The organism is Rhodoferax ferrireducens (genome assembly GCF_031458075.1).
Taxonomy (GTDB): domain Bacteria; phylum Pseudomonadota; class Gammaproteobacteria; order Burkholderiales; family Burkholderiaceae_C; genus Rhodoferax_B; species Rhodoferax_B ferrireducens_A.
In genome coordinates, this window is record NZ_JAVDXT010000001.1 from 797,441 (window position 1) to 808,744 (window position 11,304).

Annotated in this window: 12 protein-coding genes; 5 read left to right on the top strand and 7 right to left on the bottom strand. The window is 62.5% G+C overall.

Annotated elements, in window-relative coordinates:
• Window positions 1–55 precede the first annotated feature (55 nt).
• The 5 genes from J2X19_RS03820 to J2X19_RS03840 all read left to right on the top strand — a co-directional run bounded on the left by J2X19_RS03820 (window position 56) and on the right by J2X19_RS03840 (window position 5,194).
• Window positions 56–985, top strand: coding sequence for a sugar ABC transporter substrate-binding protein (locus J2X19_RS03820; protein WP_116604708.1), 930 nt, complete (start codon window positions 56–58; stop codon window positions 983–985).
• Between the two features lie 76 nt (window positions 986–1,061).
• Entirely contained in the window at window positions 1,062–2,588 is a 1,527-nt protein-coding gene (locus J2X19_RS03825; protein WP_310370793.1) for a sugar ABC transporter ATP-binding protein, read from the top strand.
• A 23-nt stretch (window positions 2,589–2,611) separates the two neighbouring features.
• Window positions 2,612–3,592, top strand: a complete 981-nt coding sequence (locus tag J2X19_RS03830; protein ID WP_310370795.1) for a sugar-binding transcriptional regulator — start codon at window positions 2,612–2,614, stop codon at window positions 3,590–3,592.
• 42 nt (window positions 3,593–3,634) lie between these two features.
• Window positions 3,635–4,399: an SDR family oxidoreductase gene (locus J2X19_RS03835; protein ID WP_310370797.1), complete on the top strand. Its 765-nt coding sequence runs from the start codon at window positions 3,635–3,637 to the stop codon at window positions 4,397–4,399.
• Between the two features lie 9 nt (window positions 4,400–4,408).
• A complete protein-coding gene (locus J2X19_RS03840; protein WP_310370798.1) occupies window positions 4,409–5,194 on the top strand; it encodes an SDR family oxidoreductase in 786 nt (261 codons plus the stop codon).
• An 18-nt stretch (window positions 5,195–5,212) separates the two neighbouring features.
• Here the strand turns inward: J2X19_RS03840 and J2X19_RS03845 are convergent, their stop codons facing one another.
• The 7 genes from J2X19_RS03845 to rpsA all read right to left on the bottom strand — a co-directional run bounded on the left by J2X19_RS03845 (window position 5,213) and on the right by rpsA (window position 11,301).
• The gene (locus J2X19_RS03845) at window positions 5,213–5,701 is read right to left on the bottom strand and encodes a DUF1993 domain-containing protein (RefSeq protein ID WP_310370800.1); all 489 of its coding nucleotides are present in this window, start codon (window positions 5,699–5,701) and stop codon (window positions 5,213–5,215) included.
• A 4-nt stretch (window positions 5,702–5,705) separates the two neighbouring features.
• Window positions 5,706–6,698, bottom strand: coding sequence for an ADP-glyceromanno-heptose 6-epimerase (rfaD, locus tag J2X19_RS03850; RefSeq protein WP_310370802.1), 993 nt, complete (start codon window positions 6,696–6,698; stop codon window positions 5,706–5,708).
• A complete protein-coding gene (gene rfaE1 / locus J2X19_RS03855; protein ID WP_310370804.1) occupies window positions 6,695–7,648 on the bottom strand; it encodes a D-glycero-beta-D-manno-heptose-7-phosphate kinase in 954 nt (317 codons plus the stop codon). Before rfaE1 ends, rfaD begins: the two co-directional genes overlap by 4 nt.
• Window positions 7,645–8,790, bottom strand: a complete 1,146-nt coding sequence (gene lapB / locus J2X19_RS03860; RefSeq protein ID WP_310370806.1) for a lipopolysaccharide assembly protein LapB — start codon at window positions 8,788–8,790, stop codon at window positions 7,645–7,647. Before lapB ends, rfaE1 begins: the two co-directional genes overlap by 4 nt.
• Window positions 8,780–9,097, bottom strand: coding sequence for a LapA family protein (locus J2X19_RS03865; RefSeq protein ID WP_310370808.1), 318 nt, complete (start codon window positions 9,095–9,097; stop codon window positions 8,780–8,782). Before J2X19_RS03865 ends, lapB begins: the two co-directional genes overlap by 11 nt.
• Before the next feature lie 42 nt (window positions 9,098–9,139).
• The gene (locus J2X19_RS03870; RefSeq protein WP_092761521.1) at window positions 9,140–9,463 is read right to left on the bottom strand and encodes an integration host factor subunit beta; all 324 of its coding nucleotides are present in this window, start codon (window positions 9,461–9,463) and stop codon (window positions 9,140–9,142) included.
• Window positions 9,464–9,618: 155 nt separating this feature from the next.
• A complete protein-coding gene (rpsA, locus tag J2X19_RS03875; RefSeq protein ID WP_116604698.1) occupies window positions 9,619–11,301 on the bottom strand; it encodes a 30S ribosomal protein S1 in 1,683 nt (560 codons plus the stop codon).
• Between the last annotated feature and the right edge of the window lie 3 nt (window positions 11,302–11,304).

The window sequence follows — 11,304 nt, forward strand, 5'->3', positions numbered from 1 at the left end:
GGTGGCGCCGTGATGGAACCGACCGCAATTACAAATACATCATTTAGGAGCAAACATGTTTAAGTTCAAGCAAATCGCCATCGCCGCCGGTGTGGCCGCATCCCTCGTCGCATCCAACGCCGCTTTTGCGCAAGAAAAGAAGATCGGCCTGGCCGTGGCCAATCTGCAGGCAGAGTTCTTCAACATGATCAAGCAGTCTGTCGAAACCTACGGCAAGGAAAAGGGTTACAAGGTCATCACCGTGGACGCCAAGGGCGACGCCACCACCCAGGTGAACCAGATCCAGGATCTGATCACGCAAAAGATCGATGCGCTGATCTACATTCCCGCCGGTGCCACCGCCGCTACCGTGCCGGTGAAGGCCGCGCGCGCTGCAGGCATCCCGGTCATCAACGTGGACCGCAACGCCGAAGGCGCGCCTGGCGACACCTTCATCTATGGCCAGTCGGTTGCCGCCACCAAGGCACTGGGCGAAATGGTCTGCGACAAGACCGGTGGCAAGGGTACGGTGGTGATGATTCACGGCCAGCGCGGCACCACGCCGGAAGTCGACCGCACCAAGGGCTTCAAGCAGGGCCTGGACAAATGCGGCCTGAAGGTCAAGCAAGAGCAGTGGACCGAGCGCTGGTCGGCGGATGAAGGCGCCAAGATCGCCCAGGACATGCTGCAGCGCGACCCTTCCATCAATGTCATCCTGGGCCAGGCTGACGGCATTGCCCTGGGTGCATCGCAAGCGGTCAAGCTGGCCAAGCTGCCACAAAAGATCTGGGTCGTCGGGTTTGACGGCGATGTGGGCGGCCTGAAGGCCGTGCAAAGCGGCTCGCTGGATGCCACGGCCACGCAGCAGACCTTCAACATGGGCCGCATGGCGGTGGATGCCGCCACCAGCCTGATCGCAGGCAAGGCCGTGCCCAAGGACCAACCTACCGACGCCAAGGTCACCACGCAAGCCAATGTGGAAGAGTTCCTGAAGGCACATCCTTAATCAGGCGGGCACGCCAGGCTCTCGTCCTCGGACGGGGCCTGGCGCCTGCCGTGCATTTATTTCCCCTGGTACATCCATGAGCACCCTTGCGTCTTCAGCAGACACCTCCGTCGATACCTCTACCGGCCTGGTCCTGCGCAACATCGGCAAAACCTATGGCCCGACCACTGTGTTGCGCGGGGTGCATCTGCAGGTGCAGCCCGGCGAGTTGCTGGCCTTGCTGGGCGAGAACGGCGCAGGCAAGTCCACGCTGTCCTCGGTAATTGCCGGGGTGGTGCAACCGGACGCGGGCGGCAGCATGTTCTGGCAAGGCCAGGCCTATGCGCCGCAGGCGCCTGTGGATGCGCTGCACGTGGGCATTGGTCTGATCCACCAGGAAATGCGCCTGCTGCCCGAGTTGACGATTGCGGAGAATATTTTTGTCGGTCGCCTGCCCATGAAGGGCGGGCGCATCGACCGCGATGGCATGGTCCAGCGCGCCCAGGTGCAGTTGCAGCGCCTGGGCTTGGATGTACCCGCTACCCAAAAAGTCGGCACCCTGAGCGTCGCCGCACAGCAGCAGGTGGAGATTGCCAAGGCGTTGACCCTGAACGCCAAGCTGCTGATTCTGGACGAGCCCACGGCTGCGCTGGGCGACAAGGAAACGGACCGCCTGTTCGAGCAGATCCATCGCCTGAAGGCAGAGGGTGTCTCCTTCATTTATGTCAGCCACCGGCTGGCCGAGATTGCGCGCATTGCCGACCGCATCCTGGTGTTGCGCGACGGGGTGCAGGTCGCCACCCATGCCACGGCACAGGTACCTACCGCGCAGCTGGTGCGCGACATGGTGGGGCGCAGTGTGGACCGGTTGTTTCCTTCCATTCCAGCACCTGGACCGGATGCGCCCGTGGCGCTGGCGGTGCGCAATCTGCATGCACCGAATGGCCGGTTCAAGAACATATCGTTTGAAGTGCGTGCGGGCGAGGTGCTGGGCTTTGCCGGCATCGTGGGCGCGGGCCGCACCGAGCTGATGCGGGCCGTGGTGGGTATAGACCCCATCGCCCAGGGCAGCATAGAAGTCGACGGCAAGCCCATCGTGATGCGCAGCCCGATGGACGCCATCCGCGCCCATCTGGTGCTGGTACCCGACGACCGCAAGGCCTTGGGCCTGGTGCTGCCCCACAGCATCGAGGACAACCTGCTGTACAACAACCTGGACCGCGTGGCACCCAGCGGCTGGTTGCAACCCGCACGCACCGCAGAGTTCGCACGTAAGCTGATCCAGCGCCTGGGCGTGAAGGGCCAGCCCAAGTTGCCGGCCAGCAGCATGTCGGGCGGCAACCAGCAAAAGGTGGTGATCGCCAAATGGGTGGCGCACGACCCCAAGATCATCATCCTGGACGAGCCCACACGCGGTATCGACGTGGGCGCACGGGCCGCCATCTACGAGGTGATCGCCGAGCTGGCGCGGGCCGGCATGGCCGTGGTGGTGGTTAGCTCTGACCTGGATGAAGTGCTGGGCCTGGCGCACCGTGTGGTGGTGCTGGCGCGGGGCGAGAACCAGGGCGTTTTGACGCGTGAGGAAGCTACGCCCTCCCGGGTTATGGAGCTGGCGGTCTCTTAAGAGCCGTAGTGATAATCCGCGCCATGGCAAAACATCAATATGGCTCCCACGACCTGCAGCGTCTCATCACCCGGATCGCTAGCATGTACTACCAACGCGGCATCGGGCAACCGCGCATAGCAGAACAGCTCGGCTTGTCGCAGACGCGGGTGTCGCGCCTGCTCAAGCAGGCCGAGGAGCTGGGCATTGTGCGCATCACCGTCCATGTGCCCGAGGGCGTGCATGCCGATCTGGAGGAGCGTCTGGAAACGCATTACGGGCTGGACGAAGTCATCGTGGTCGAGGCCGAGGAAGCCGATGTGCTGGATGACGAGCGTACCAATCTGGCCTTGGCCGGCCCCACTGCCCGCTATCTGGAGCTGATGGTGCCGACCTTTGGCGCGATCGGCGTGTCGTCCTGGAGTTCCAGTTTGCTGGCAGCCGTCAACGTGATGCGGCCTGCCGGTCCAGGCCATACGCGCAGCATCGTGCAGGTGCTGGGCGGCGTGGGCTTTGCGGGGGCGCAGGTATTTGCCACCCGGTTAACGGAGCGGCTGGCGCAGCTGTCCAAGGCCGAAGCCATCTTCATGAATGCGCCTGGCGTGGTCAGCACCGTGGAAGCCAAGAACGCCATGCTGAGCGACCCAACCTGCCGCCAGGCCCTGGAGCGTTTCGACGATTTGTCGGCCCTGTTGCTGGGCATAGGTGCCATTCCGCCGTCACGCATGTTGCGTGAGAGCGGTAATGTATTTACCGAGCAGGACCTAGCCGATCTGCGCGATGCCGGCGCCGTGGGCGATGTCTGCATGCAGTTCTTCGACGCCGATGGCAAGCACGTGACCACGCCGTTTGGCGAGCGTGTACTGGGCATAGGCATAGACCAGATCCGCCGCACGCGCCGCCGCATCGGCGTGGCCGGTGGTGCGCGCAAATTCGAAGCCATACGCGCTGCCCTGCGTGGCGGCTGGCTGACCACTTTGATTACCGATTTACACACGGCCCAGCAACTGCTGGACCAACCTTAACCCTGCCGACCACGGGGCCGGCAGCATTGCACAGGAGCATGTATGGACTTGTTTGAATTGCGCGGCGACGTGGCTTTTGTTACTGGGGCAGGTAGCGGCATTGGCCAGCGTATCGCCGTGGGTCTGGCCGAGGCGGGCGCGGACGTGGCCTGCCTGGATTTGGTGGGCAGTGCCGGCTTGTCGTCTACGGTGGAGCGCATCCAAGCTTTGGGTCGGCGTGCGTTCGCGCTGGAAGGGAATGTCACGCGGGCCGAAGATGTGCAGGCTGCTGTCGCTGCTACCGAAAAGGACTTGGGCGCGCTGACGGTAGCGGTGAATTGCGCCGGTATTGCCAACGCGACTGCGGCCGAGGACATGCCGATTGAGCAATGGCAGCGCATGATGCAGATTAACGTGGAAGGCGTATTTTTGTCCTGCCAGGCCCAGGCTCGTGTGATGCTGCCGCGCCGCCGGGGCAGCATCGTCAATATCGCGTCCATGTCGGGCAGCATCGTGAATCGGGGGTTGCTGCAGGCGCACTACAACAGCTCCAAGGCGGCGGTGATTCACCTCAGCAAGAGCCTGGCCATGGAGTGGAGCGACCGCGGCTTGCGTGTCAACAGCATCAGCCCCGGCTACACCATGACACCCATGAATGCCCGACCCGAAGTGGCCGAGCAGTGCAAGATTTTTGAGCGAGACACGCCCCTGGGCCGCATGGCTACGGTGGACGAAATGGTCGGCCCCGCAGTGTTCCTGTCCAGCAAGGCGGCCTCGTTCTGCACCGGTGTGGACCTGATCGTAGACGGTGGTTTTGTCTGCTGGTAGGGGCTGGATATGTCCGTTAGATTCCAAGACAAAGTGGTGGTTGTAACCGGCGGTAGCCGGGGCATAGGCAAGAGTATTGCCGAGCGCTTTGCCCGCGAGGGTGCGCGCATCTGCGTGGCCGCGAATGAGGCCCTCGTCCACGAGACTGCCCAGGCCTTGCGGGATGCCGGTGCCCAAGCCATTTCCGTGGTGCTGGATGTCACGGACAAGGTGCAGGTCAAGGCTATGTACGAGCAGGTGGCGCGCGAGCTGGGTGAGGTGGATGTTTCTGTACAGAACGCCGGTGTTATCACGGTGGCTCGACTGGAGGACTTGACCGAAGCCGAGTGGGACAAGGTCATGGCCGTGAACACCAAGGGCGTGTTTCTTTGCTGCCAAGAAGCTACGTTACGCATGCGTGCTGCGGGCAAGAAGGGGCGCTTGATCAACACGGCCTCGGGCCAGGCGCGCCAAGGCTTTATCTTCACCCCGCACTACGCTGCCAGCAAGTTCGGCGTGGTGGGTATCACCCAGAGCCTGGCCAAGGAACTGGCCAAGACGGGCATCACTGTGAATGCTTTTTGCCCGGGCATCATCACCACCGATATGTGGGCCTACAACGATGCGGCTTGGGGTAAGCTGATGGGTGACTACCAGCCGGGTGAGCTGATGGCCGAGTGGGTAGCGGCCATCCCCATGGGCCGCGCGGGCACGGGGGAGGATGTGGCAGGACTGGTCAGTTTCTTTGCCTCGGACGATGCGGCTTACATCACGGGCCAGACCGTTAACGTGGACGGTGGGATGTTCATGTCCTGATCTGCGTGCTAGCGTGGTTCAGTACACGTGCCAGCCATCGAAATCCGCCTTGCCCAGCCGGACTCCTTGCTGGCGCAGTAGGGCGTAGGCACTGCTCAGGTGGAAGAAGAAATTAGGCAACGCGTACTGCGATAGAAAAACCTCGCCGGGCAGCGCCAGCGTGGCTTGGCCGGCCTGGTCGGTGCAGATGCGCTGGGCGCTGTCGGCCAGTTGCTCTGGGCTCAACGCCGCCAGAAACTGCTGGGCCCGGGTAATTCGCGCGTGCAGCGCGGCAAACGAGTGGCCGGGTTCGCCGAACGGCGGCACTTCCAGCCCTGCCAACGGGGCGCAGGCCCGCACGGCGAAGTTGGTGGCGATTTCAACCTGCAGCGACAGGGGCAGCATGTCGGGCGCCAGCCGCGCCTGCAGCAAACGCTGCGGGTCCAGCTCCGAAGTTTCGGCCCGCTTTAGCATCTGCGCCAGCTGGCCCAGATAACGCTGGAATACCGGTACCGAGGTGGCGTACACAGGTTCAGCCCTGCATCAGCTGGTGTATGTAGCGCGTGACCCCTGTGTGCACGTCGGCAAACACGTGGTCGCAGCCGGTGGCCCGCAGGGCGGTCAGGTCGGCCTGGGTATGGCATTGGTATTTGCCGCGTAGCGCGTCGGGGAAGGGCACGTAGTCGATCAGGCCGCTGGTGACGGCGTCATGCAGGCGGATGGGCGCGGTGTGCAGGACATTGACCACGGCGTGGGCGATGTCGTTGAACGGCTGGGCCTTGCCGGTACCCAGGTTGAAAATGCCGGACTTTTCCGGGTGGTCGAAGAACCACAGGTTCACTGCTACCACGTCGTCGATGAAGACAAAGTCGCGCATCTGCCCGCCCGCCGCATAGCCGCCGTATTCGCCGAACAGCTTGACCTTGCCGTCGGCCTTGAACTGGTGGTACTGGTGGAAGGCGACACTGGCCATGCGGCCCTTGTGCTGTTCGCGCGGGCCGTAGACGTTGAAGTAGCGGAAGCCCACCACCTGGCTGGGCGTGCGTTGGAAGTCCGGGCCACAGGCCAGGCGCATATGCTGGTCGAACAGCAGCTTGGAATAACCGTAGACGTTCAGCGGGCGCTCGAACTCGGGGGTTTCGACGAAGCTGGCCGATCCGCCGTAGGTGGCGGCGGACGAGGCGTACAGCAGGCGTGTGCCCTGGCTACGGCAGGCTTGGAACAGGTTGCACGATAGCGTGTAGTTGTTCTCCATCATGTACTTGCCGTTCATCTCCATGGTGTCGCTGCACGCGCCTTCATGGAACACCGCCTCGACCCGGCCGTAGCCGCCCTGGGCGAAGCGGCTGTAGAAGCTGTCGGCATCCACGTAATCGGCAATCTGCAGGTCGGCCAGGTTGCGGTACTTGTCGCCTTGCGTGAGGTCGTCGACGGCAATGATGTCGGTGATGCCGCGCGCGTTCAGGCCTTTGACGATGTTGCTGCCAATGAAACCAGCGGCTCCGGTAACGACGATGCGGGTCATAGCAACTCCTTAGCAAACAGTTCTTCGTAGCTTACAGTGGCCGTGCCGAACTTGCCGACCACCACACTGCCGGCGCGGTTGGCCAGGGGCATGGCGTCGCGCAGGCTCAGGCCCGCGGCCACCAGTGCGGCCATGGTGGCGATCACGGTATCGCCGGCGCCGGTCACATCAAACACCTCGCGCGCCTGGGCGCTGACATGCACTTCGCCGGCGTCGTCGTACAAGGTCATGCCTTCTTCGCTGCGGGTGACCAGCAGGGCTTCCAGCTGGAGTTCCTTGCGCAGATTTTGCGCCTTGGTGCGCAGCTGTTCTTCGCTGTGCCAGCTACCGACCACTTGCTGTAGTTCAGCCCGGTTCGGCGTAATCACGCTGGCCTGGCTGTAGCGCGAATAGTCGCTGCCCTTGGGGTCGATCAGGATCTTTTTGCCACCGGCCAGGGCCAGCGCGATCATGTCGCCCACATGGGCCAGACCACCCTTGCCATAGTCGGAAAACAGCACCGCCTGGTGCGTGGGCAGCAGGGTGGCGAAGGTAGCCGATTGCGAGGCCAGGATTTCGCTCTTTGGGGTGTTCTCGAAGTCCATGCGCAGCAGCTGCTGCTGGCGGCCAATCACGCGCAGCTTGACCGTGGTTTGCAATTCCGCATCGCGGCCAAAGTACGGGCGTATACCGGTCTGGGCGACCAGTTTTTCCAGCTTGTGGCTGGCGTCGTCGTCACCCACTACCGTCAGCAGCGAGGCCTGCGCGCCCAGCGACACGATGTTATAGGCCACGTTGGCCGACGCGCCCATGCGCTCTTCTTCGCGCGTGACGCGCACCACCGGCACCGGCGCTTCGGGGCTGATGCGGTCTACCGCGCCGTACCAGTAGCGGTCCAGCATCGCGTCTCCGACCACCAGCACCTGGGCCTGGGCCATTTGTTCACGGGATAACGTAGAAAGTTTTGTCATAGTTCTTCTACCCGGCGGGCGGGATAGCTGTCCCAGGCCTGGCAGCCCGGGCATTGCCAGAAATGCTGCTTGGCTTCAAACCCGCAGGCAGCGCAGCGGTAGCGCTTCAAGGGATTTGCGGCATGGTCCAGCGCGCGCTGGATCTGGGGGTGGAATTCTTCGTGCTCCAGCTTCTCGCCGGCGATCCAGCGGGCGGCGGCGACCAGGGATTGCTCGCGCTCCAGGTGCTGGATGTAGCGCATGCGTACATCGGTAATAGGCGTACCCGAGCGGATTTGCAAGCCCAGGATGGCTTCCAGCACGTCGAGCGAGGCGGTGTGGGCGTAACTGGCCTCCAGCAGTTCCAGGGCGCTGTCGGTAAGCCCGGCGGCGGTGGCCACGGTGGCGATCCGATCTGCTACTAAAGGTATAGCGGCTGGCGCAGATTCAGAGAGCGCTAGCAGGGTTTTGAATGCCTCATCGTTGGCGCCGGCCTGCTGTTGCAGTATGGCCAGGTCGATGCGCGGCCGGGCGGCCTGGGGGGCGACGGCAATGGCTTTTTCCAGCAAAGCCTGGGCTGCTTCGGGTGGCTGGGCGGCGGCTTGCTCGCACAGGTAGTGCGACTGGCGGCCGCTGAAGCTGCCCTGGTCCGACGTTTCCAGCTTATGGGCGATTTCGGATGCATCGGCCCAGTCGCGCGAGCGCTCGTAGATCGACAGCAGGGCCAGGCGGCTACGCGCCTCGTAGGCCGTGCCTTCGAGCTTGCGCAGCGCGTCTTCGGCCCGGTCCAGCAGGCCGGCCTTCAGGAAGTCCATGGCCAGAGCGTGCTGCGAGCGGTCGCGGTCGGCCGCGCTCAGGTCACCGCGCGACAGCAGGTGCTCGTGTACGCGCACCGCGCGCTCGGTCTCGCCGCGGCGGCGGAATAGGTTGCCCAGGGCGAAATGCAGCTCAGAGGTGTCAGGGTCTTTTTGCACCGCTTCGATGAAGGCGTCGATGGCCTTGTCCTGCTGCTCGTTGAGCAGGTAGTTCAGGCCTTTGAAATAGGCTTTGGGGGCCAGGCGGTTGTCCAGGCGCAGCTGCCGAAAGTCCAGCCTGGAGGCCAGCCAGCCCAACACGAAGGCGATTGGCAGGCCCAGCAAAATCCAACTGAGGTCAAAGTCCATGGGGTGGGGTCAGGGGTTCCGTACGGGAGTTGTCGACAGCCGGGGCTGCGGAGGCAGGAACGACGGGCTTCTGCGCCTTTTTGGCCACGACACGGTGCTTCCACCAGCGCGGCACCATGCCCAGAATGCCCAGCGCCAGCCCGGCGGCAAATGCGCTCAGCACCAGCAGGACCATGGGCGCACGCCACTGTGTGCCAAAGAAGAAGTGCACTACCGCGTCCTGCTGGTTATTCAGGGCAAATGCGAACAGGGTAAAAAAAATGGCTGCTTTAAGTATCCACTTAAGCAGCCGGACCAGATTTTTCATAGGTGTCCTCGATCAGCAGAACATTCTAGCGAGGGACCAGCCTCATTCGCGCGATTCGCGCAGCTCGCGGGCTTCGATCTCGGCGGTGCGCTGGTCGACAGCTTCGCGCAAGGCTTTGCCGGGTTTGAAGTGGGGCACGCGTTTTTCCGGGATGGCCACGCTTTCGCCGCTGCGCGGATTGCGGCCCATGCGCGGCGGACGGCGGTTAATGGAGAAGCTGCCAAAGCCGCGGATCTCGACCCGGTGGCCGCGCACTAGCGCATCGCCGACGGCATCCAGGATGGTCTTCACGGCATGCTCGGCATCGCGGTGGGTCAGCTGGCTGAATCGGGCGGCCAGTTCTTCAACAAGGTCGGATCGGGTCATGGAAAAAGACTTCAGTCGGAGTTATGCAATGCTCTCGGTGCCGCCCCAGAAGCGCATGGAAGGCATTGCATAAGTCCTGCTCAGGAGTGAAACAAGCCGACCCGCTCGCCCCTGCGAGTCGGATCGGCCTGGCACTAGGCTATTTCAGCAACAAATTAATTGTTGTTGTCCAGCTTGGCGCGCAGCAGAGCGCCCAGGCTGGTGGTGCCAGCGTTTTCGCGGGCAGAAGCCTGGCTCAGCGTAGCCATGGCTTCGCTTTGGTCGGCTGCGTCCTTGGCCTTGATCGACAGCTGGATGTTGCGGGTCTTGCGATCCACATTGACCACCACAGCGGTAACTTCGTCGCCTTCTTTCAGCACGTTACGTGCGTCTTCAACGCGGTCGCGGCTGATTTCGGAAGCGCGCAGGTAACCGATGATGTCTTCACCCAGGTCGATCTCAGCGCCACGGGCGTCCACGGTCTTGACCTTGCCGGTCACGATCTGGCCCTTATCGTTGATGGTGGTGAAGGTGGTGAACGGATCGCTGTCGAGCTGTTTGATGCCCAAAGAGATACGTTCGCGGTCCACGTCCACGGCCAACACGATGGCTTCGACTTCTTGGCCCTTCTTGTAGTTACGCACGGCGGCTTCGCCGGTTTCGTTCCAAGACAGGTCAGACAAATGCACCAGGCCGTCGATACCGGCAGCCAGGCCCACGAACACGCCGAAGTCGGTGATCGACTTGATCGGGCCCTTGACGCGGTCGCCACGCTTGGTGTCTTGTGCGAATTCTTGCCATGGGTTGGCCTTGCACTGCTTCATGCCCAGGCTGATACGGCGCTTGTCTTCGTCGATTTCCAGAACCATGACTTCGACTTCGTCGCCCAGCGAAACCAGCTTGGCGGGAGCGATGTTCTTGTTGGTCCAGTCCATTTCGGAAACGTGCACCAGGCCTTCGATGCCGGGTTCCAGTTCCACGAATGCACCGTAGTCGGCGATGTTGGTGATCTTGCCGAACAGACGGGTCGACTGTGGGTAGCGGCGGTTCACGCCCATCCATGGATCGTCGCCCATTTGCTTCAGACCCAAGGACACGCGGTTCTTTTCGGTGTCGAACTTGAGGATCTTGGCGGTGATTTCCTGACCAGCGGTGACCACTTCCGATGGGTGGCGAACGCGGCGCCATGCCATGTCAGTGATGTGCAGCAGGCCGTCGATGCCGCCCAGGTCCACGAACGCACCGTATTCGGTGATGTTCTTGACCACGCCGTGCACCACGGAACCTTCTTTCAGGGTTTCCATCAGCTTGGCGCGTTCTTCGCCCATCGACGCTTCGACCACAGCGCGGCGCGACAACACGACGTTGTTGCGCTTGCGGTCCAGCTTGATGACCTTGAATTCCATGGTCTTGTTCTCGTAGGGAGACAAGTCCTTGATGGGGCGGGTGTCGATCAGCGAACCGGGCAGGAATGCGCGGATGCCGTTGACCAAAACGGTCAGGCCGCCCTTGACCTTGCCGGAAGTGGTGCCGGTGACGAATTCGCCGGATTCCAGGGATTTCTCCAGGGACATCCAGGAAGCCAGGCGCTTGGCGGTGTCACGGCTGACGATGGTGTCGCCGTAGCCGTTTTCGATCGCAACGATGGCGACCGAAATGAATTCGCCAACTTGGACTTCAACTTCGCCCTTGTCGGTCTTGAACTCTTCCAGCGGCACGTAGGCTTCGGATTTGAGGCCAGCGTTAACGACCACAAAGCTGTGTTCGATACGGATGACTTCGGCGGTGACGACTTCACCAATGCGCGTTTCCGTGCGGGTTAGCGATTCGGCAAAGAGGTCTGCAAATGATTCTGACATGTG